Origin of the sequence: Salmonella sp. NW645 (genome assembly GCF_051703725.1) — a bacterium.
GTDB classification, from domain to species: domain Bacteria; phylum Pseudomonadota; class Gammaproteobacteria; order Enterobacterales; family Enterobacteriaceae; genus Salmonella; species Salmonella enterica.
This window is the reverse complement of record NZ_JAMMKR010000001.1, coordinates 720,977-742,463: the sequence shown is the minus strand read 5'-3', so window position 1 is coordinate 742,463 and position 21,487 is coordinate 720,977. Positions and strand designations below refer to the sequence as shown.

Sequence of the window (21,487 nt, the reverse complement as noted above, 5' to 3'; positions counted from 1 at the left end):
CTACCTCCTGGCTGCCGGTAGTTTGGCGGCTTTGTTGACATCATACCACCAGGTATCTAACCCGATGGTATATACCGGGCGAATCGCCGGATGGGAGAATTTATCCCACCAGGCGAGCCTGTCTTGCGCCATATACCACATCGGCAGCATGTAATAGTTCCAGGTCAGCACGCGATCCAGCGCCCGTCCCAGCGGCACCAGTTTCGCTTTATCACCCTGCGCTGCGATAATTTGCGCGATCAGTTTATCCACCACCGGGCTTTGTACGCCGGGAGCGTTATAACTGGAGTTAATGTATTCCGACGCCCATGAGATTTGTAGATCGGAGCTGGGCCAGGGCATCGCCCGCCATAGCCTCGGCATCATGTCATAGTCGCGGCTACGCATCCGGTTGGTGAGTTGAGAATTATCAACCTGGCGGATAGTCATCGTAATGCCCAGACGCTGAAGATTATGCTGGAAGGGCAGAACCCACTGGCTATTACTGCTGGCAGGAAGGAGAAGTTCAAACGTCAGAGGCTTACCGGTGACGCTATTGACCCGTTGCTGTCCGTTGATCACCCATCCGGCCTGCGTCAACAAGGCGTCAGCTTTAAGAAGATTTTCGCGATCGTAGCCGTCGCCGTTAGAGACCGGCGGCTGATAGATCTGAGTGAAGACTTCAGGAGGAAGATCTTTTTTCATCGGCGCGAGTAATACCAGCTCATCGGCGTCAGGATAATTTCTGGCGGCGTACTCGGTATTCTGGAAGTAACTGTTGGTTCGGCTCCAGGCATTATAGAACAGCGCTTTATTCATCCACTCAAAATCGAAGGCCAGGGTGACGGCTTCACGTACCCGTCGGTCTTTAAATACCGGGCGCTGAATATTAAAGGCCAGCCAGCGTGTGTCCTGCGCCGACTCGTTTTTCTGTTCTTCTTTAATGATGTGATGATTATCGAAATTTTTACCGATGTAGCGCGTTGCCCAGTTTTTAGCGTCGTTTTCCAGCCGTAGATCAAATGCGCCCGCTTTAAACGCCTCGAAAGCGACATTGTCATCAAGGTAGTAATCGTAGCGGATAGTGTCGAGGTTAAAACGTCCACGATTGACCGGCAGATTAGCCGCCCAGTAGTTTTTGACGCGTGAATAGACAATGTACTGGCCCATTTTCCACTGAGTAATCCGGTATGGCCCGCTGGCTAAGGGCGGCGTTGAAAGCGGATCGCTGAGTTTGTGATTTTTCCAGAATTTTTCGGGCATGATCGGTAATGAAAACAGACTAAGCATGTCTTCTTTACCAGGCTTCGCCAGCTCAATTCGCACGGTTAAAGGCGCAATCGCCTTCACGGTAGTACCTTTATAGACCAGACGGAACTGCGGTACGCCTTCGGTCATAAACTTATGAAAGGTAAAGGCCACATCGCGGGCGGTAATGGGCGTGCCATCGTGAAAACGAGCGCGGGGATTAATCGAGATTTCCACCCAGGAATAGTCGGCGGCATAGCGGGCATGGTCGGCAATCAGCGGATAATAGCTTCCGGGTTCATCATCCGAGGTGGTAAAAAGCGTATCGTAAAGGGCTTCGGTACGTACGCCGGGATTGCCGCGCAGCGAATAGCGATTGAAATTATCGAACGTACCAATGGCGGAAAGCGACATCTGACCGCCTTTCGGCGCAGCAGGATTCACATAATCAAAGTGATCAAAGTTAAAAGCATACTTAGGTTCGCCGAGTACGGCGAAAGCGTAGCTTTCTTTGATTTCCTGGGCCTGGGCGCCAGCGCTAACCAGTGCGACAAGCAGAAGCATTACGCGCGCAATCATCTGAAGGCGGTTTCCTTATCGTATTGCCCGCTGCAAACCGGCAGGCGTTTCGCTGAATAATAAGTGACGTTGCGTCTGATGTGAATCTGTTAAAACCGTAAGGGGACTACCATTCAGGCACGGAAGGCGCCGACATCCACAGCACGAAATCTTTAAGGGGTAAAGGACGGCTAATCCAGTACCCCTGCAAGTAATTAACACCGTGATCGCGTAGCCAACGGGCCTGCTCCGGCGTTTCAACGCCCTCGGCCACCGTCAGCATATTCAAGCGTCTGGAGAGCGTCAGCACGGTATCCAGAACCGGCGACGTGACGGTTTCCGTGCCGATCGCCTGGATAAAGCCGCGATCGATTTTCAGATAATCTAAAGTAAATCGCTCCAGATAAATCAGGGCGCTATGGCCTGTACCGAAATCATCTATAGCGATTTCAAACCCGGCGGAATGCAGCCATTCGAACAGTTTGGCCGCTTCATACTGCTGAAGCATATCGCGTTCAGTGATTTCCAGCACGATATGAAAATGGTGCGCGGGCAGGGCGTCCCTGAGCCGGTGCATATCCTCTTTAAAACTGTCGCTGTGCAGATGTTCCGGCGCGATGTTAATGCCAAATTTGGCACCGACGGGCATCACCTTCTGTAGCGTGGGCGCGTCGCGGGCGATCAGCTCGAACAGATGCTGCGTTAACGGTACGATAAGTTGCTGCGCTTCGGCATAGTGGATAAAGGCATCCGGCGGAATCTCGCCTGCCGTAGGGTGACGCCAGCGCAGTAAGACTTCAAGCCCGGTGACGCTCAGCGTACGAGTATCGACGACGGGCTGATAAACCACATAAAACTGCTCGTGTTTGATCGCCGTTAAAATCTCTTTGCCCGGTCGCGTCCTGAGGGCATAGATAAAGTAACAGATAAACCCCGCTACGATGCCGCTAATGCAGCCCAGCATCAACGCATACCATAAATCATTGTAGGTCCAGCTATCGGCATAAAGCTGTATTTTAAGCGGCAGGCCGTTGATAGTTGTCTGTCGTGATGGCGTACCCGGCAGCTCCGCGACGGTCAGCAGACGCGAAGAAAAAGTCGACAGCGCGGTATTGCCGACAATCAGCGCGATGCCGTTAAAATCGTCCTGGCGCGTGGTATAGAGTAAGTAGGGCGTCAGGTTAATATTCAGCGATGTGAATACGCCGCTGTCATTTAATAATGGGTTCCGATACCAAATCACCATTGTCGGTTTGTTGGGCATCATTGGCGTGCCGGGCAGAATCGCCATAGCAACGTCTTTGCGGATATCTATATCCGGTACCAGTTGCTGAAGCGGCATATTCATGGCGCCAGTGGCGGAAGAGCAGAACACTTTTTTATCTTTAATCAATAAGAAGGCGCGGACATTAAGGCTAAAAGCGGCTCTTGAGGTAAGTTCTGCGCCAACCTGCTGACAGGTGTTGATCGTCAACGGCTGAAGAATATCGGTGGTGGCTTTCAAGTCGGCGAAATAGCTGGCCAGGTAATGTTGTACATCAGAAAGGAGCGTATTGTATTTAACATCCCGTTTATGCCACGACAGGAAAAATTGCAGGCTACCAATAAGTAATGCTGCTGCCATCCCCGTAATGATACAGGTAAGCAGGATTTTCCGACCGGAAGAGGAGTCGCGTGTAAGCATAATTCCTGGTGTGACCTGAAAAGGCGGATGCCGGTTAATCTGGTTGATTTATAAGACTATAGCCTGGATTACCCCGGATAGTCATGCTTTTCTGTGATGCGCAGGAAAGCGTATTGTCGCAGTAGCCGTTGGGGGAAACGACCTGAATGCCTGATGGCACTATGTTTATCAGGCCTACGTTCGTGTGTGGTAGGCTGGATAAGAGGCGACACGTCGCCATTCGGCAAAATGGGTTCAGAAGGGATAATAAGCAAAAGCACTGCCGAAGCAGTGCTTTTTATGTCGTCTCATCAGGTAAGCCAAGGGAGGTGCTGCCTGATGAAGATTAACTGCGGCTCAGAACTCGACGCGCTTCATTGTAGCGTTTTTTCCAGTACGGTTCGTTCATACTGGAGATAATGACGCCGCTACTGGTAGACGCATGGACAAACTGGTTATTGCCGATATAAATACCGACATGACGACCAGTGGAACCGGCGCGGAACAGAACCAGATCGCCCGTACGCAGGTTATTGCGTGAAACTGCTTTGCCCATTTCCTGCTGTTCATAGGTTGAACGCGGAAGCTCTAAACCAAACTGTTCACGGAAGGTGCGCTGTACAAAGCTGGAACAGTCGACGCCTTTCTTAGTGCTGCCGCCCAGGCGGTAACGCACGCCTTTCCAGTCAGCATACTGATCCATAATCCGCGACTTAACGTCGAGGTTACGCACCATATTTTCAAATTCATCCTGAGAGGCTTGCAGTGAAGAGCTATCGCTATTGCCCACAGCATGCGTCTCAGAATGCATATTCTTTGCGGTATTGGTGGTTGTGCTACAAGCAGAAAGCAGAACCGCAACTGCAATCGCAGGAATCCCGCGCAAAATATATCTCAAAATCGGTTGAGATTTGACCATGTTGTTTGTTTTCCCTTGAAGTCCTTAACGATAAATATCGTTATAAAAATGCCAAACGTGATGAGACTAATTACCTGCACAGCTTGAGACAATTCTTTGTGCACAAATCTGTGGCGGAACGCACAAATTTATTCGCAATGAGAATAATTATCTGGCGAGGCAAAACGAGTTTGAGATTACCCGATTGTTGCTGTCATTGCGAGCGATTTCGCGTGATTTTTTATAAGAATTTATGATACGAAAAGTGAACTATCAGCACGGGTCAAATTAAGCGCAGATCGTTTAAAAATCGTGCAACCTGTTCATTTTGCAGAGGAATAATATGACAGAAAAATGATGGGCTGGGGGAATATCATCATAAATTACCTTCAACGATGTAAAACTATCGCTGAAGGTAATGTTAATTACATGGGTTATTTGTTTAAAATTTGTTTATTTCCGCCCGGGAGATAATTCTCAAAAAGCGCTATCGCCCGGTCGCTGAGCGGGGTCATCAGCCACCAGGGGAGGCCAATCAAAATAACCGTGAGCGACCCGACCACAATATCGGTGAACCAGTGAGCGCCAATCATAACGCGCGGAAACGCGAAAACCACAAATATAATAAGGGCGATAATCCCCGCCGTTTTGCCGAAATAACGCAGCATAAAGGCGGAAAATATCAGCAGCATCATACCGTGATCGCCTGGGAAACTGTCTTTTGACGCGTCTTTTGTCGGGATGTGCAGCAACTCGCTGACGCGATAAATATGCTCAAAAGAGAGCGTTGGGCTGGCGCGCTTGACGGGGATCAGCGCCTGACCGAGTTGGTTAAGCACCACCGCTGTTAGCAGCATGACCAATCCGATTATCACAATGCGCCGCCGACCCGACGCGTCTTCTTTTAGCCAGAAACTGAGCATCAGTCCGCCCATCGCCAGCAGCGAACATCCATCAAACGCCCGATTATTGGTAATAGCGACCCACCAGAGGAACGCGTGGCTTTCCACCAGTTTCTGGTTAAAGAAGTGGAATATGCCGGAATCAATGGTGAACCAGAAACCGTGATTGACGGGGAGATACCATGACAAAAACAGCGCCAGACCGGCGGCATTAAGCAGAATTATCAAGGAATAGCGGGTTTTCATCGTCATTTCGCCATAGTTTTTAAACGGTGGCAACCTTACGCGTGCGTCGCTAAACGAAGCTTCAACAAGGCCGTCTGTAACGTATTCCAGTCGGTTTCTGTGCTTGAGATAAGTTCAACCCGGCTATCCGGCGGCGCGACACTCTGTGTTTCGATGTGCAGGTCATCGCCCTGGCGATTGATGCGTACCAGCCCCTCTTGTATGCGCATAACGCCTTTCACCCGGCCCACCGGCGCCAGACGAGCCCATTCGAGGAGGCCAATGGTGTCAAACACGGTATCGGCATCGAAAATCCAGCCGCAGGCCTGATGACCTTGTCCGCTATTGAGGCTGCGTCGCCAGCGCTGCTGGGCGGGCAGATTTAGCGCGGCGAGTCCTTTTTTACCGGCATGAGTGTGAGAGTGCGCGGCGCTGGCTGGCAGTTCCGCCAGATTTTGTCGCGGTAAATCCAGAAGCTTACCGTCTATCTGTCCATGTTCGGCATGAATCAGTTGGCGATCGCCGCCGTACTGTCGCCACCACTGTTGCAGGGCGGCATCGCTCTGCGCCGTGGCGCGATCGGTTTTATTGGCGATGATAATATCGGCTGAGGCGAGCTGATCGCGGAAATTTTCATTGGCGACGCTCTGTTGGTCCAGTAGCAGGCGAGGGTCAAGGATGCAGAGCGTAGCGCGTAAATCAATCCACGGCTCATAAACCGGCGCAGTTAATAAATCCAGAATCTGTTTTGGGTGCCCCAGTCCGGTTGGTTCAATCAGCAACCGGTCAGGTTTGCCCTGGCGTAGCAGCGTGTTGAGCCCCACCTGCATAGGCAATCCATTGACGCAGCACATGCAGCCGCCGGGGATCTCTTTTAGCAGTGCGCCGCTGTCGGCAAGCAGCGCGCCGTCAATACCCACTTCGCCAAATTCATTGACCAAGACGGCCCACTTTTCAGCCGGATCTTTATGGGCTAATAAATGAAGGATAGAGGTGGTTTTTCCGCTACCGAGAAATCCAGTAATAAGATTGGTTTTGGTCACGTCAGCTCCAGAATATTGATACAACATAACAACTTTAATAATCCTGGCGAATAAACGTGAAAAAGAGAAGCGCTGAGTTGACGAAGTCGTGCTTCTGCCATCTTAAGAGCAGAAAATGTTAAATTTTTAACGTTTCTCTTTCCTGGCGCAGAACAGTCAATAAAGAAAAGGGTCAGGCTGCGCCCCAGGGCGCAGCCGAAAAATGCGAAACTTAATCCGCGCGCCCCATATAACGGCGCTCTTCGATATGAATGCGGATTTTCTCACCTGCGCTCAGGTATTCGGGAACCTGAATCACCAGACCGGTGCTTAATGTCGCGGGTTTGTTACGTGCGCTGGCGGACGCTCCTTTAATACCCGGCGCGGTTTCGACGATTTCCAGATCCACGGTCTGCGGAAGCTCTAGCGCCAGCAGTTGGCCGTCCCAGGTCAGAACCTGCATATCCGGCATTCCGCCTTCAGGCATAAACAGCAACTCTTCTTCAATCTGATCTTTGGTGAAGGTATACGGCGTATAGTCTTCTTTATCCATGAACACATATTCGTTGCCATCGACATAAGAAAAGTCAACGCCGCGACGGCTCAGGGTGACGGTATCAACGATATCGTCGCCTTTGAAACGTTCTTCCACTTTCAGACCGGTGCGGACATCAGAAAAACGCATTTTATACAGTGTGGCGGCGCCACGGGCGGTAGGCGACTGAATGTCGATATCTTTCACAATCAGCAATTTGCCGTTGTAGTTCAGTACCATACCTTTTTTGATTTCGTTCGCTCTTGGCATCGAGGAGATCCTGTTGTAGAGATTATCTAAAATATCGCGTAAAACTACTCGCGCCGGGCCGTCCAGGCAAGTGGAATTGTCACTTTTGCTGGTGCAAAAAAGGTGATACTGTTCGCCCGCTTTCCGCCCCGCGTTCAACGAGAATAGGCGATGGCATGTCGCCTGGAGGGGGAAGTGTGCTGTGTTGTCCCTTCTGTTTCCAGCCTTGTCTTCGGAATGTCTGAGGGCAGGCCTGATCATGATGACGTCCACATTTTAAATCTGGATTTTTCTTTGGACAAATTCTGTTATCTTTCATTTGGTTATAAATAGAGGGGCTGAGCATGGACTGTCGTAGCGGTTGTGGCGCTTGCTGTATTGCGCCTTCAATTTCGTCGCCGATACCCGGAATGCCGAATGGCAAGCCGATGAATACCAGATGCGCGCAGCTTTCGGAAGATAACTTGTGCCTTATCTTTGGCTCGCCTTTACGCCCAAAAGTGTGCTCTGGTTTGCAACCGACAGGGGACATGTGTTTAACGACCCGGGAAGAGGCCATTATTTATTTGCTGGAACTCGAACAGAAAACTTTACCATGAGCTAAGCCGCTTTTGATAAATGCGTAGGGGCTTATGTTATATCCCGAAATAGTCTGAAAAAGCTGCGCATCAAATTACCTCCTTTTACCATTAAATAGCGTAATACATGCTTCCCTTATTTCGTGGCTTCTGAAGCGGTAGATGTCGCCGCTCAACCCCGTTGGTGACTGAGCGTGTACCGAATAAACCGTCACACAAAACAAAAACGATCAATTTTATTTATATGATAGTTTCTCTCTATTAAAAAGAGGGGTTTTGATCGATTTTAATTATTTATAACGATCGATATCGTGAATTTGATAGTTTATATCTATCATTGATGTATTTACCGATCGATATAACCAGTGTGAATGTGTTGTTATTTTCCTTTAAAATACTCGAATTCTTATGTGTGGGTTTTATCTTATGAAGAAATATACGTTCGCAGCCAGGGCGTTTATTTTTACGCTGGTGTTGCTTTTTGTTATTTCAATATTCGGGTTGACTATTAGCGTTTTAAAAGGGATGTGAAATGCGGGGAGAAAATAGTGAAATTGATTTAGTCGACGTTTCCTTATTCCTTATAAGAAAATGGCTAAGTATCATGATCGCTACCTTTATTTTTGTTGCCATTGGCTATGTTTTTGTGAGCGTGCAGCATGATACAAAGGTTGTGAGTATGACAATCAAACCTAATCTGGATACGCCTGCTACCTATGCGTTATGTGGCTATACTAATGATATTCAATGTAAAACAACGGTTATCCTTAACCAGTTTAGCCGTTTCTTGCCTGCGGAATATAAAAATAAAATAAGTTTTGACGCGAAAAATCAGCTTGTCTTTTTTAAGGCGCAGGGGAGGGAAGAAAGCGTCAATAATATTATTTCCACCCTGAAAAATAGTGTCGATAAAATGGCAGCATGGTATATCGATGATGGTGACATTAAACGTTATGGCGTGCATAAAAATATGTTAAAAACGGAAACATATGCAAAGCTATCATTGTTGTCGGAGGCGGTTAAAAATAATGCTAACATTGAAGTGATAGATGTTGCTGTTACACCAAAATATAAGATGCGGCTGGTGTTAGTCCTTTGCGGACTGATGGGCGTAATTTTCTCAATAACCGGTCTTTTATGTAGGAGGGCGCTTACAGAATATCGTATTGAGAAAAAGACAATGAATGACCGCGCATGAACATTGCGCAGAGATAAACTCTGCGCTGAAATGTGTCGAAGAGTAAAAGTATCAGGCTTGCAAGTTAAACATCTTTAATACGCGCCAGGCAGAACATGGTGGCGACAATCATGACTAACGCAAACCAGAAGACCGCATGATAATTCCAGATTTCTGCGGCGATTCCCGCCAACGAACCGGCAATGATCCAGCCGACGCGAATGGTATTGGTATACAGCGTGGTGGCTGAACCCGCCTGGCCTGGCATCAGATCCTGAAAATAGAGCATGCCAATCCCGCCAAGAATGCCGATGTAAATCGCGTTCAGCAACTGCAAGCCGAGCAACGTCGCCGGTGCGTGCGCCAGCAACATACCCGCATAAAAGCACAGTCCGGCGACAACGGCGATGCACATTAACAGGCGTTTTCCCAACCGTTTGGCGAAGTAACCTGCAATCAGCATTGTGGGAATCTCCAGCCCGGCGGCGGTGCCCATCATCACGCCTGCAAGTTTTTCCGGAAGATGCAGCTCATTGATGATAAACAGCGGCATATTAATGATATACAGGCTGTTAGTTCCCCACATTAACGTACAGATGACAAACAACAACAGCGTATCGCGGCGATTACGACGCGGTGCTTCCAGCGTACCGGTTGCCAGCGGCGCATCTTTGCGCATTGACGGTAAAAAGAACCACACCATGACGCCGCAGACGATAAAAGCTACCGCCGCGCTCAAATACATCACCGTAAAGCTAAAACCCATCGCCAGAGCATAGGCCAGCGGCGGCCCAATGACCCAGGCCAATGAGACCTGGGCGCGGAGGATTGAGCTGAACATCACCGCTTCACGACCTGTACGATCGGCATGTTCACGGGCCAGCGCAAACATCTGCGGGTTGGCGGTAGAGCCGAAGCTACTGAGAAAGACGCCGATGAACAGCAAAATAAAGTAGTTGCGGTTCCAGGCAAACAACACGCAGGCCAACATGCCCAGCACACAACAGAAAACGATCAGTTTTTTGCGATCGCCTTTTTTATCTGAGCGACCGGCCAGAAACTGGCTCACGATAATGCCGATAACCGCGCTGCCGGTAAAAAAGAATCCCACCATGCCGGGACGGGCGTGAACCTCATCCGTCAGAAAAATACTGAGCGTCGGCGTCTGTAACGCACCGGCAATACCGGTGAGAAAAGCGACGATCAAAAAGGCGGTAGACGTCAGGTCAAATGATTTAGGCGCAGCGGCGGCGGGACTGTTGTGCATGTTTCTATATCAGTGGTGTGAAGAGAGGCGGAGTTTACGCTGCCCGTCAGAAAATAAACAGGCGTCTGAATCAAAATCGACACGAAAAATCAAAATAGCATTCCAATTTGTTACCAGGGTGTGCTGACGCAAGCTGAAAGAAAAAAGCTGAAGCCTTTTATGCGTCAGCTATTGAGGGGCTGTTGGAGAAAAAATGTGCTTCACCTCAAAAAATTGCTACAAAACCGGTAACTTTTCTTGCGTGCTGAAGCAGAAAGATCCAGACTTCTTGAAACGTTTCAGCGCGATCTGGTTTTTTTTGATAACTCAGATTGGCGCTTTTTTTCTCATAGTGGCTGAATCGTTTCAATTCAGCAGGAGAGGAGACACATGTTCCAGTTATCGGTTCAGGACATTCATCCGGGCGAGCAGGCCGGAAATAAAGAAGAGGCCATTCGGCAAATCGCCGCCGCGTTAGCGCAGGCGGGGAATGTGGCGGGCGGCTATGTTGACGGTATGCTGGCGCGCGAACAGCAAACCTCGACCTTTCTTGGCAATGGTATTGCGATTCCCCATGGCACAACAGACACGCGCGATCAGGTGCTGAAAACCGGCGTCCAGGTCTTTCAATTCCCGCAGGGCGTTACCTGGGGAGAAGGCCAGGTCGCCTATGTGGCGATTGGTATTGCCGCCAGTTCGGACGAACACCTCGGCCTGCTGCGTCAGCTGACGCATGTGCTGAGCGATGACTCCGTGGCTGAACAGCTGAAATCCGCGACAACGGCAGAAGAGCTGCGCGCATTGCTGATGGGCGAGAAGCAAAGTGAACAATTAAAACTTGATAACGAGACGATGACGCTGGATGTCATCGCCAGCTCGCTGATCACATTGCAGGCGCTAAATGCGGCGCGTCTGAAAGAGGCGGGAGCGGTTGATGCGGCGTTCGTCGCAAAAACGATTAACGACAGTCCGATGAATTTGGGACAAGGTATCTGGCTGAACGACAGCGCGGAAGGCAATTTGCGCAGCGCTGTTGCGGTAAGCCGTGCGACCCAGGCGTTTGACGTAGAGGGTGAAAAAGCAGCCTTATTAGTCACTGTCGCGATGAACGATGAGCAGCCGATTGCCGTGCTAAAACGCCTCGGCGACCTGTTGCTGAACAATAAAGCCGATCGTCTGCTGAGCGCTGACGCCGCGACGCTGCTGGCGTTGCTGACCAGTGATGATGCGCTGACGGATGACGTACTGAGCGCGGAATTTGTAGTGCGTAATGAGCATGGTCTCCATGCCCGTCCGGGCACCATGCTGGTGAATACGATTAAACAATTTAACAGTGAAATTACCGTGACAAACCTTGATGGAACCGGCAAACCGGCAAACGGACGTAGTCTGATGAAAGTGGTGGCATTAGGCGTGAAGAAAGGCCATCGTCTGCGCTTTACCGCGCAGGGTGAAGATGCTGAACAGGCGCTGAAAGCGATTGGCGATGCGATCGCCGCCGGTCTCGGGGAGGGCGCATAATGAGCAGGCGTGTTGCCACCATTACCCTTAATCCGGCTTACGATCTGGTTGGGTTTTGCCCTGAAATCGAACGCGGCGAAGTGAACCTGGTGAAAACCACGGGTCTGCACGCGGCGGGCAAAGGCATTAACGTTGCCAAGGTGCTGAAAGACTTAGGCATCGACGTCACCGTCGGCGGTTTTCTCGGTAAAGATAACCAGGACGGTTTTCAGCAATTGTTCAGCGAACTGGGCATCGCTAACCGCTTTCAGGTGGTTCAGGGCCGGACCCGCATCAACGTGAAGCTGACGGAAAAAGATGGCGAAGTGACCGACTTCAACTTTTCCGGCTTTGACGTGACCCCCGCAGACTGGGAACGCTTTGTTAACGACTCCCTGAGCTGGCTGGGTCAGTTCGATATGGTCTGCGTCAGCGGTAGCTTACCGGCTGGCGTGAGCCCGGAAGCGTTCACCGACTGGATGACGCGTCTGCGCAGCCAGTGTCCATGCATTATCTTTGATAGTAGCCGTGAAGCGTTAGTCGCCGGTCTTAAAGCTGCGCCGTGGCTGGTGAAACCGAATCGCCGCGAACTGGAAATTTGGGCGGGTCGTAAGCTCCCGGAAATGAAAGATGTGATTGATGCGGCGCACGCGTTACGCGAACAGGGTATCGCCCATGTGGTGATTTCGCTGGGGGCGGAAGGCGCGCTGTGGGTTAACGCCTCAGGAGAATGGATCGCTAAACCACCGGCAGTTGACGTGGTAAGTACCGTCGGCGCAGGCGATTCCATGGTTGGCGGATTGATTTACGGCCTGCTGATGCGCGAGTCCAGCGAACATACGCTGCGTCTGGCGACGGCGGTTGCCGCGCTGGCGGTCAGCCAGAGCAATGTGGGTATTACCGATCGTCCTCAGTTGGCCGCAATGATGGCGCGTGTCGACTTACAACCGTTTAACTGACAGCAGGAGAGGCATAATGAAAACGCTGCTGATAATTGACGCTAATCTCGGCCAGGCTCGCGCTTACATGGCGAAAACCCTGCTTGGAGCGGCGGCGCATAAAGCAAATCTGGAAATTATCGACAATCCGAATGATGCTGAGCTGGCGATCGTGCTGGGCGAATCTCTGCCGAACGACAATGCTCTGAACGGCAAAAAGGTTTGGCTGGGGGATATTGGTCGCGCCGTCGCGCATCCGGAACTGTTTCTGAGTGAAGCCAAAAGCCATGCGACCCCTTACAGCGCTCCTGCTGCGGTTGCTCCTGCGGCGAGCGGCGGTCCGAAACGCGTGGTCGCGGTAACGGCCTGCCCGACCGGCGTCGCTCATACTTTTATGGCGGCTGAAGCCATTGAAACCGAAGCGAAAAAACGCGGCTGGTGGGTAAAAGTCGAAACGCGCGGCTCCGTGGGGGCCGGCAATGCCATCACCCCGGAAGAGGTGGCGGAAGCGGATTTAGTGATTGTGGCGGCGGATATCGAAGTGGATCTGGCGAAGTTTGCCGGTCTCCCGATGTACCGCACGTCGACCGGCCTGGCGCTGAAAAAGACGGCGCAGGAGCTGGATAAAGCCGTAGCGGAAGCAACGCCGTATCAACCGGCGGGTAAGGCATCGCAAGCGGCGACCGAAGGGAAGAAAGAGAGCGCTGGCGCATACCGGCATCTGTTGACGGGCGTTTCTTACATGCTGCCTATGGTGGTTGCCGGGGGACTGTGTATTGCGCTTTCCTTCGCTTTTGGTATTGAAGCCTTTAAGGTGCCGGACACGCTGGCGGCGGCGCTGATGCAGATTGGCGGCGGTTCGGCGTTTGCGCTGATGGTGCCGGTACTGGCGGGTTATATCGCTTTCTCCATCGCGGATCGCCCAGGCCTTACGCCAGGTCTGATTGGCGGTATGCTGGCGGTTAGCACCGGTTCCGGTTTTATCGGCGGGATCATTGCCGGCTTCCTTGCCGGGTATATGGCGAAGCTTATCAGTACCAAACTGAAACTTCCGCAAAGTATGGAAGCGCTGAAGCCAATCCTGATCATCCCGTTAATTTCCAGTCTGGTGGTGGGGCTGGCGATGATTTACCTGATCGGTAAACCGGTTGCCGGGATTCTGGAAGGGCTCACCCACTGGCTGCAAACCATGGGGACGGCAAACGCGGTGCTGTTGGGCGCGATTCTCGGCGGGATGATGTGTACCGACATGGGCGGCCCGGTGAACAAAGCGGCGTATGCGTTTGGCGTTGGTCTGCTGAGTACGCAAACTTACGCGCCGATGGCGGCGATCATGGCCGCAGGTATGGTACCGCCGTTAGCGCTGGGTCTGGCGACGATGGTGGCGCGTCGTAAGTTCGACAAAGCGCAGCAGGAAGGCGGTAAAGCGGCGTTGGTGCTGGGGCTGTGCTTTATCACTGAAGGTGCTATTCCGTTTGCGGCGCGCGACCCGATGCGTGTACTGCCGTGCTGTATCGTTGGCGGCGCGTTGACCGGGGCTATTTCTATGGCGGTAGGCGCAAAATTGATGGCGCCGCATGGCGGTCTGTTTGTTCTGCTTATCCCAGGCGCAATTACGCCGGTATTGGGATACCTGCTGGCAATTGTGGCCGGTACGCTGGTGGCAGGGCTGGCTTATGCCGTCCTGAAACGTCCGGAGACGGAAGTCGCGGCAAAAGCGGCGTAAGAGAAACACGCTAAAAAAGGCAGAGCGCGCTCTGCCTTTTTTATTGCCTGAAGAACATTGAGCGTCAGGCCACCGCTTCGGCAATTTGCTGGGCTTTTAACCACGCAATCTCTTCCGCCCAGATATCAGGATTGATGGTCTCCAGTATCAGCGGAATACCGTCAAAACGCGCATCCTGCATAATCCAACGAAACGCATCGTGGCCGATATTGCCTTCACCCAGACTGTGATGGCGGTCAACGCGGCTACCGAAGGCGCTTTTGGCGTCGTTCAGGTGCATTCCGCGCAAATACTGAAATCCGACAATTTTCCCGAATTCGGCGAACGTTTTTTCGCACGCCTCTGGCGTACGCAGATCGTATCCGGCGGCAAAGGCATGGCAGGTATCGATACAGACGCCAACGCGCGACTTATCTTCCACGCCGTCGATGATGGCGGCTAACTGTTCAAACTCAAACCCCAGATTACTGCCCTGACCGGCTGTATTTTCGATAACCGCCGTAACGCCCTCGGTCTGCGCGAGGGCAATATTGATGGATTCCGCGATCCGCGCCAGGCAATCCTCCTGTGCAATCTGCATCAGATGGCTACCGGGATGAAAATTAAGCAAGGTTAAGCCGAGTTGTTCACAGCGTTGCATTTCATCGAGAAAGGCATCACGTGATTTTTCCAGTGCTTCACTGACCGGATGGCCCAGATTAATCAGGTAACTATCGTGGGGAAGAATTTGCGCCGCCGAGAAATGATACTTTTCACAGGCGATTTTAAAGTCATCAATGACCTGGGGAGTAAGGGGGGCGGCACGCCACTGACGCTGGTTTTTTGTGAAAAGCGCAAAGGCCGTTGCGCCAATTTCAGCCGCGCGGGCAGGGGCGTTAGCCAGACCGCCAGCAGCGCTGACGTGCGCTCCGATGTATTTCATAAAAGACTCCTGTTAAACCCGCTAACGGTTCATTACGAACGCTATGATAACGGGTTAACAGGCGTGAAACGTAATAATTTATGCGATAAGGCTATGGATTAGGACGTTAATGGCGCCACCGCCAATAATCAGCCAGGCGAATAATGCCAGCGCCATCAGCAGCGGTTTCGCCCCCGCTTTTTTCAATGCGCTAACGTGAGTGGTCAGACCCAACGCCGCCATCGCCATCGCCAGCAGTACCGTGTCCAGCGTCACCAGCATATCCACCACGGCTTTCGGCAGCAGGTGGAAAGAGTTGAAGATCGCCACTACGATGAAGAAAATAGCAAACCACGGAATGGTAATTTTGCTTTTTTCCGCGCCGGTCGCCGGGGAAAGCTGTTTAACGCGTGCTGCCAGAATGATCAGGAACGGCGCCAGCATCATGACACGCAGCATCTTAGCGATAACTGCCGCATTTTCCGCATCCGGGCTAACGGCGTGACCCGCTGCGACCACTTGCGCGACTTCATGCATGGTTGAGCCGATATAGATGCCGTAAGTTTCCGGGCTGAACCAGTGCGCCAGCAGCGGATACATTGCCGGGTAAAGGAAAATAGCGATGGTGCCGAAAATAACGACAGTCGCGACGGCTACAGTAACCTTACTGGCTTCCGCTTTTACCACCGGTTCTGTCGCCAGTACCGCCGCCGCGCCGCAGATACTGCTACCGGCGCCAATCAGCCAACTGGTGTGCCTGTCCAGACCAAAGACTTTTTGGCCTAAGAAGCAGGCCAGCATGAACGTGCTGGAAAGCGTTAATACGTCAATCACAATACCGCTAATGCCCACATCGGCGATTTGTGAAAAGGTAAGGCGGAAGCCGTAAAGGATAATCCCTAAACGCAGCAGATGTTGTTTTGCAAACAGCACGCCGCCGTCGCATTGTTTCCATATTTGTGGATAGACGGTATTCCCGATAACCATACCCAGCAGGATAGCCAGGGTCAGGGCGCTGAACCCCGCGCCTGCAACGGCAGGGATAGCGCCGCCCCACAGGGCGACTCCTGTAATGACGGCGCTCAGAGCGAGCCCCGGTATAAAATGCCACATTGTACGACGATGATTCTGCAAGGTGAGTTCTGTCATAACCTTCTCCTGTATATGGACAATAAGGTTACGGTGATCTGGTTTAAAAATAAAATTGATTATATATTTATAATTAATCTTTATAAGTGGTAAGTGAAACGCTATCGGTGGGATACGACTATGCATATTACGCTACGACAACTTGAAGTGTTTGCTGAAGTACTGAAAAGCGGTTCAACAACCCAGGCGTCGGTCATGCTGTCATTATCGCAGTCCGCCGTTAGCGCCGCGCTCACCGATCTGGAAGGTCAGCTCGGCGTACAGTTGTTTGATCGGGTGGGGAAACGGCTGGTGGTCAACGAACATGGGCGCTTGTTATATCCGCGCGCGCTGGCATTGCTGGAGCAAGCGGTAGAAATTGAGCAGCTATTTCGTGAAGATAACGGCGCGATACGGGTTTATGCCAGTAGCACCATCGGCAATTACATTTTACCCGCCATGATTGCCCGCTATCGCCAGCATTATCCGGCCTTGCCGCTGGAACTCAGCGTGGGAAACAGCCAGGACGTGATTAACGCGGTGCTGGATTTTCGGGTTGATATCGGCCTGATTGAAGGACCATGTCACAGTACAGAGATTATCTCTGAGCCGTGGCTGGAAGATGAGCTGGTGGTCTTTGCCGCGCCGTCCTCGCCGCTGACGCAGGGGCCGGTGACGCTGGAACAGCTTGCGGCATCCCCATGGATTTTACGCGAGCGCGGTTCCGGTACGCGGGAAATTGTCGATTATTTGCTGTTGTCGCACTTGCCGCGCTTTCATATGGCGATGGAGTTGGGGAATTCAGAAGCGATCAAACATGCGGTGCGTCACGGACTGGGGATAAGCTGTTTATCGCGCCGGGTGATTGCTGAACAACTCCAGGCGGGAACCCTGGGCGAAGTCGCGGTGCCGTTACCGCGCCTGGTGCGCACGTTGTGGCGTGTTCATCATCGGCAGAAACATCTTTCTAACGCGTTGCAGCGTTTTTTGAGTTACTGTGAATAAAGGTGAAGAGGAGGGCTGCCCGGGCGGCATCGCCATTTTTAGTATCCGCTTACGTATACGTTATTCTCTGCTTTACTTATAATCCGTGGCCGGTCATGAAGGTCTCTTATAACCGCGCATTTGTGTCGGAAGGATAGTATTTCGTCTGTTACAATCGCGCCTCATTTTTTGGATGGATAGCATTTTCACATGGGTTCCAAAACTAAAACCACAGAAGCGCCTGCGCTACGTCGCGAATTAAAGGCGCGTCACCTGACGATGATTGCCATTGGCGGCTCCATCGGGACAGGTCTTTTCGTTGCATCTGGTGCGACAATTTCTCAGGCGGGGCCAGGCGGCGCGCTGTTTTCTTATATTCTGATTGGTTTGATGGTCTACTTCCTGATGACCAGTCTTGGCGAGCTGGCGGCCTATATGCCGGTATCTGGCTCGTTTGCGACATATGGTCAGAACTATGTGGAAGAAGGCTTTGGTTTCGCGCTGGGCTGGAACTACTGGTACAACTGGGCGGTGACTATCGCTGTTGACCTGGTTGCCGCACAATTGGTGATGGGCTGGTGGTTCCCGGATACGCCGGGCTGGATCTGGAGCGCGCTATTCCTCTGCGTCATTTTCTTGCTGAACTACATTTCCGTACGCGGTTTTGGCGAGGCGGAGTACTGGTTCTCGTTAATTAAAGTCGCGACCGTTATTATCTTCATCATCGTTGGCGTAGCGATGATTATCGGCATCTTTAAAGGTGTCGAGCCGGTCGGCTGGAGCAACTGGACGACGGGCGATGCGCCTTTTGCTGGCGGTTTTGCGGCAATGATTGGCGTCGCGATGATCGTGGGCTTCTCTTTCCAGGGAACTGAGCTGATTGGTATTGCCGCCGGGGAATCTGAAAACCCGGAGAAGAATATTCCGCGCGCGGTGCGTCAGGTGTTCTGGCGTATTCTGCTGTTTTATGTTTTCGCGATTTTGATTATCAGCCTGATCATTCCTTATACCGATCCAAACCTGCTGCGTAACGACGTCAAAGACATTAGCGTCAGTCCGTTTACCTTAGTGTTCCAGCATGCGGGCTTGTTGTCTGCGGCGGCGATAATGAATGCGGTTATCCTGACGGCGGTACTGTCTGCGGGCAACTCCGGAATGTATGCCTCGACCCGTATGCTCTACACCCTGGCCTGTGACGGTAAGGCCCCGCGTATTTTTGCGAAATTGTCCCGCGGCGGCGTACCGCGCAATGCGCTTTATGCCACCACCGTGATTGCCGGTCTTTGCTTTTTGACCTCAATGTTCGGCAACCAGACGGTCTATCTGTGGCTGTTGAACACCTCCGGTATGACGGGCTTCATCGCCTGGCTGGGGATTGCCATTAGCCATTATCGCTTCCGTCGCGGTTACGTGATACAAGGGTATGATGTGAATGATTTGCCGTACCGTTCCGGGTTCTTCCCGCTGGGGCCGATTTTCGCCTTTGTACTGTGCCTGATTATTACGTTGGGGCAGAACTATGAAGCGTTCCTGAAAGATACCATCGACTGGGGCGGCGTCGCGGCGACCTATATCGGTATTCCGCTGTTCCTGCTTATCTGGTTCGGCTACAAGCTGATAAAAGGCACGCATTTCGTGCGCTATAGCGAAATGCACTTCCCGGAACGCGTTAAAAAGTAACGCGGTATTCTCGTCATGGCCGGATAAGGCTTTATACCGCTATCCGGCACTGACTGCCTGAACCTGACCCTTCTAACCCTCTCATTCGAGAGGGTTTTTTGTTTTTTCTTCATGATTGGTTCAAATGACATAATTATTAACAATTAAATTGATAATTATTATCGTTTGCTTTATCGTTACGCTCGAAATCAGAAAGGATGAAGATTCGGGCGCGACCGTCACTCATGAGCCCGACTCGCCTGCATAAAAAGAGTTCGCCGTGATAACTGTTATCGCAGGCGAAACGTAATGCGTTGTGAGCGATAACCGATTTTTTTGTCGTATTTACCTCATGGAGAAATGGAATGTTTAGGTTTAACCCTTTCGTTCGGGTAGGGCTTTGTATGTCCGCAGTTACGTTGGCCTGGCCGGTTGCCGCGGCAACGGATGATGGTGAAACCATGGTCGTTACCGCGTCCGCTATTGAACAAAATCTGAAAGATGCGCCAGCAAGTATCAGCGTCATTACCCAGCAAGATTTACAGCGCAGGCCCGTGCAAAACCTGAAAGATGTCCTGAAAGAGGTGCCGGGCGTACAGCTCACTAACGAAGGGGATAACCGTAAAGGCGTGAGTATTCGTGGTCTGGACAGCAGTTATACACTGATCCTGATCGACGGTAAGCGCGTTAACTCCCGTAACGCGGTCTTCCGCCATAATGATTTTGATCTGAACTGGATACCGGTTGACGCTATCGAACGCATTGAAGTGGTGCGTGGCCCCATGTCCTCGCTGTATGGCTCCGATGCGCTGGGCGGCGTGGTCAACATTATCACCAAAAAAATTGGTCAGAAATGGCACGGCAGCGTCACGGTTGATTCCACTATTCAGGAACATCGCGACCGTGGCGATACCTATAACGGCCAGTTCTTTACCAGCGGTCCGCTGATCGACGGCGTGCTGGGAATGAAAGCCTACGGTAGCCTGGCGAAACGCGAAAAAGACGAGCAGCAGAGTTCCGCCACCACCGCTACGGGTGAAACTCCGCGCATTGAAGGATTTACCAGCCGGGATGGAAACGTCGAGTTTGCCTGGACACCAAACGAAAATCATGACGTTACCGCAGGCTACGGTTTTGATCGCCAGGACCGGGACTCCGACTCGCTGGATAAAAACCGTCTGGAACGGCAAAACTACGCGTTGAGCCATAACGGACGTTGGGATCTCGGTAACAGCGAGCTCAAGTTCTACGGCGAAAAAGTGGAAAACAAAAACCCCGGCAACAGTAGCCCTATCACGTCAGAAAGCAATTCGATTGACGGGAAATACGTTCTGCCGTTAGCGTCTGTCAACCAGTTCCTCACCTTCGGCGGCGAATGGCGTCACGATAAACTGAGCGATGCGGTCAACCTGACCGGCGGTTCCAGTACTAAAACCTCCGCCAGCCAGTATGCTCTGTTCCTTGAAGATGAGTGGCGCATCTTCGAACCGCTGGCGCTGACCACCGGTATTCGTATGGATGACCATGAAACCTATGGCGATCACTGGAGCCCGCGTGCTTATCTGGTCTATAACGCAACGGATACCCTGACGGTGAAAGGTGGGTGGGCCACGGCCTTTAAAGCGCCGTCGCTATTGCAATTAAGTCCGGACTGGGCGACCAACTCCTGCCGTGGAGGATGCCGCATTATCGGTAGCCCGGATCTGAAACCTGAAACCAGTGAAAGCTGGGAGCTCGGCCTTTATTACCGTGGCGAAGAAGGCATACTGGAGGGCGTGGAAGCGAGCGTTACCACGTTCCGTAACGATGTGGACAATCGCATCAGCATTAGCCGTACCGCTGACGTTAACGCCGCGCCCGGCTATTCCAACTTTGTCGGTTTCGAAACCAACAGTCGGGGACAGCGCGTTCCGGTCTTCCGTTATTACAACGTGAATAAAGCGCGTATTCAGGGTGTGGAAACCGAGTTGAAAGTTCCGTTTAACGAGGCGTGGAAACTGTCGTTGAATTACACCTATAACGACGGACGCGACGTCAGTAATGGCGGGAACAAGCCGCTTTCCGATCTGCCGTTCCACACCGCGAACGGTACGCTGGACTGGAAACCGGTGCAGCTCGAAGACTGGTCATTCTACGTATCAGGGAATTATACCGGGCGTAAGCGGGCCGACAGCGCAACGGCGAAAACGCCGGGCGGATACGTGGTCTGGGATACCGGCGCGGCATGGCAGGCGACGAAAAACGTTAAACTGCGTGCGGGCGTTCTGAACGTGGGCGATAAAGATCTCAAACGCGACGACTACGGTTATACCGAAGACGGACGTCGTTACTTTATGGCGGTGGATTACCGTTTCTGACAGAGACTGGCGAC

The 21,487-nt window shown here is 51.9% G+C and carries 18 protein-coding genes; 9 read left to right on the top strand and 9 right to left on the bottom strand.

What is annotated here, in order from left to right; all coding sequences use genetic code 11:
* The 6 genes from NA389_RS03775 to yeiP all read right to left on the bottom strand — a co-directional run bounded on the left by NA389_RS03775 (window position 1) and on the right by yeiP (window position 7,300).
* Window positions 1-1,806, bottom strand: a complete 1,806-nt coding sequence (locus NA389_RS03775) for an extracellular solute-binding protein (protein WP_000561738.1) — start codon at window positions 1,804-1,806, stop codon at window positions 1-3.
* A gap of 106 nt (window positions 1,807-1,912) precedes the next feature.
* Entirely contained in the window at window positions 1,913-3,469 is a 1,557-nt protein-coding gene (locus NA389_RS03770; RefSeq protein WP_000957765.1) for a cyclic di-GMP phosphodiesterase, read from the bottom strand.
* A gap of 325 nt (window positions 3,470-3,794) precedes the next feature.
* The gene (gene mepS, locus NA389_RS03765) at window positions 3,795-4,367 is read right to left on the bottom strand and encodes a bifunctional murein DD-endopeptidase/murein LD-carboxypeptidase (RefSeq protein WP_000241015.1); all 573 of its coding nucleotides are present in this window, start codon (window positions 4,365-4,367) and stop codon (window positions 3,795-3,797) included.
* Window positions 4,368-4,780: 413 nt separating this feature from the next.
* Window positions 4,781-5,500 carry a phosphatase PAP2 family protein gene (locus tag NA389_RS03760; protein WP_000178091.1) on the bottom strand — a complete coding sequence of 240 codons (720 nt, stop codon included), beginning with the start codon at window positions 5,498-5,500 and terminating at the stop codon, window positions 4,781-4,783.
* Between the two features lie 29 nt (window positions 5,501-5,529).
* Window positions 5,530-6,516 carry a CobW family GTP-binding protein gene (locus tag NA389_RS03755; protein ID WP_000169348.1) on the bottom strand — a complete coding sequence of 329 codons (987 nt, stop codon included), beginning with the start codon at window positions 6,514-6,516 and terminating at the stop codon, window positions 5,530-5,532.
* A 211-nt stretch (window positions 6,517-6,727) separates the two neighbouring features.
* Window positions 6,728-7,300 carry an elongation factor P-like protein YeiP gene (gene yeiP, locus NA389_RS03750; RefSeq protein WP_001136822.1) on the bottom strand — a complete coding sequence of 191 codons (573 nt, stop codon included), beginning with the start codon at window positions 7,298-7,300 and terminating at the stop codon, window positions 6,728-6,730.
* Window positions 7,301-7,623: 323 nt separating this feature from the next.
* On the opposite strand from yeiP, the gene NA389_RS03745 reads away from it, so the two are divergent.
* The 3 genes from NA389_RS03745 to NA389_RS03735 all read left to right on the top strand — a co-directional run bounded on the left by NA389_RS03745 (window position 7,624) and on the right by NA389_RS03735 (window position 9,055).
* Window positions 7,624-7,878 (top strand): YkgJ family cysteine cluster protein, encoded by a 255-nt coding sequence (locus tag NA389_RS03745; RefSeq protein ID WP_001528509.1) that lies wholly within the window; start codon window positions 7,624-7,626, stop codon window positions 7,876-7,878.
* A 387-nt stretch (window positions 7,879-8,265) separates the two neighbouring features.
* Complete coding sequence (locus tag NA389_RS03740) at window positions 8,266-8,388, top strand: membrane protein (protein ID WP_024134661.1); 123 nt, start codon at window positions 8,266-8,268, stop codon at window positions 8,386-8,388.
* Window position 8,389: 1 nt separating this feature from the next.
* Complete coding sequence (locus NA389_RS03735; RefSeq protein ID WP_001213881.1) at window positions 8,390-9,055, top strand: GNVR domain-containing protein; 666 nt, start codon at window positions 8,390-8,392, stop codon at window positions 9,053-9,055.
* 64 nt (window positions 9,056-9,119) lie between these two features.
* Here NA389_RS03735 and setB read toward each other — a convergent pair whose 3' ends face one another.
* Entirely contained in the window at window positions 9,120-10,301 is a 1,182-nt protein-coding gene (gene setB / locus NA389_RS03730) for a sugar efflux transporter SetB (RefSeq protein ID WP_000551934.1), read from the bottom strand.
* Between the two features lie 369 nt (window positions 10,302-10,670).
* On the opposite strand from setB, the gene fruB reads away from it, so the two are divergent.
* Genes fruB through fruA form a run of 3 tightly spaced genes read left to right on the top strand, consistent with a single transcriptional unit; the run spans window position 10,671 to window position 14,444 of the window.
* Entirely contained in the window at window positions 10,671-11,801 is a 1,131-nt protein-coding gene (gene fruB / locus NA389_RS03725; RefSeq protein WP_000487284.1) for a fused PTS fructose transporter subunit IIA/HPr protein, read from the top strand.
* Window positions 11,801-12,739: a 1-phosphofructokinase gene (fruK, locus tag NA389_RS03720; RefSeq protein WP_000091249.1), complete on the top strand. Its 939-nt coding sequence runs from the start codon at window positions 11,801-11,803 to the stop codon at window positions 12,737-12,739. Before fruB ends, fruK begins: the two co-directional genes overlap by 1 nt.
* Window positions 12,740-12,755: 16 nt before the next feature.
* Window positions 12,756-14,444, top strand: coding sequence for a PTS fructose transporter subunit IIBC (gene fruA / locus NA389_RS03715; RefSeq protein ID WP_000854417.1), 1,689 nt, complete (start codon window positions 12,756-12,758; stop codon window positions 14,442-14,444).
* A 64-nt stretch (window positions 14,445-14,508) separates the two neighbouring features.
* Here fruA and nfo read toward each other — a convergent pair whose 3' ends face one another.
* Both nfo and NA389_RS03705 read right to left on the bottom strand, forming a co-directional pair.
* Window positions 14,509-15,366, bottom strand: coding sequence for a deoxyribonuclease IV (gene nfo / locus NA389_RS03710; RefSeq protein WP_000873906.1), 858 nt, complete (start codon window positions 15,364-15,366; stop codon window positions 14,509-14,511).
* A 78-nt stretch (window positions 15,367-15,444) separates the two neighbouring features.
* Window positions 15,445-16,494: a YeiH family protein gene (locus tag NA389_RS03705; RefSeq protein WP_000137966.1), complete on the bottom strand. Its 1,050-nt coding sequence runs from the start codon at window positions 16,492-16,494 to the stop codon at window positions 15,445-15,447.
* A gap of 120 nt (window positions 16,495-16,614) precedes the next feature.
* Here NA389_RS03705 and yieE point away from each other — a divergent pair, with 120 nt between their 5' ends.
* The 3 genes from yieE to cirA all read left to right on the top strand — a co-directional run bounded on the left by yieE (window position 16,615) and on the right by cirA (window position 21,473).
* Window positions 16,615-17,478, top strand: a complete 864-nt coding sequence (gene yieE / locus NA389_RS03700; RefSeq protein WP_000548316.1) for a DNA-binding transcriptional regulator YeiE — start codon at window positions 16,615-16,617, stop codon at window positions 17,476-17,478.
* Window positions 17,479-17,667: 189 nt separating this feature from the next.
* Window positions 17,668-19,137, top strand: a complete 1,470-nt coding sequence (lysP, locus tag NA389_RS03695; RefSeq protein ID WP_000534999.1) for a lysine-specific permease — start codon at window positions 17,668-17,670, stop codon at window positions 19,135-19,137.
* Window positions 19,138-19,481: 344 nt separating this feature from the next.
* Window positions 19,482-21,473: a catecholate siderophore receptor CirA gene (gene cirA / locus NA389_RS03690; protein WP_000488249.1), complete on the top strand. Its 1,992-nt coding sequence runs from the start codon at window positions 19,482-19,484 to the stop codon at window positions 21,471-21,473.
* The last annotated feature ends 14 nt before the right edge of the window (window positions 21,474-21,487 follow it).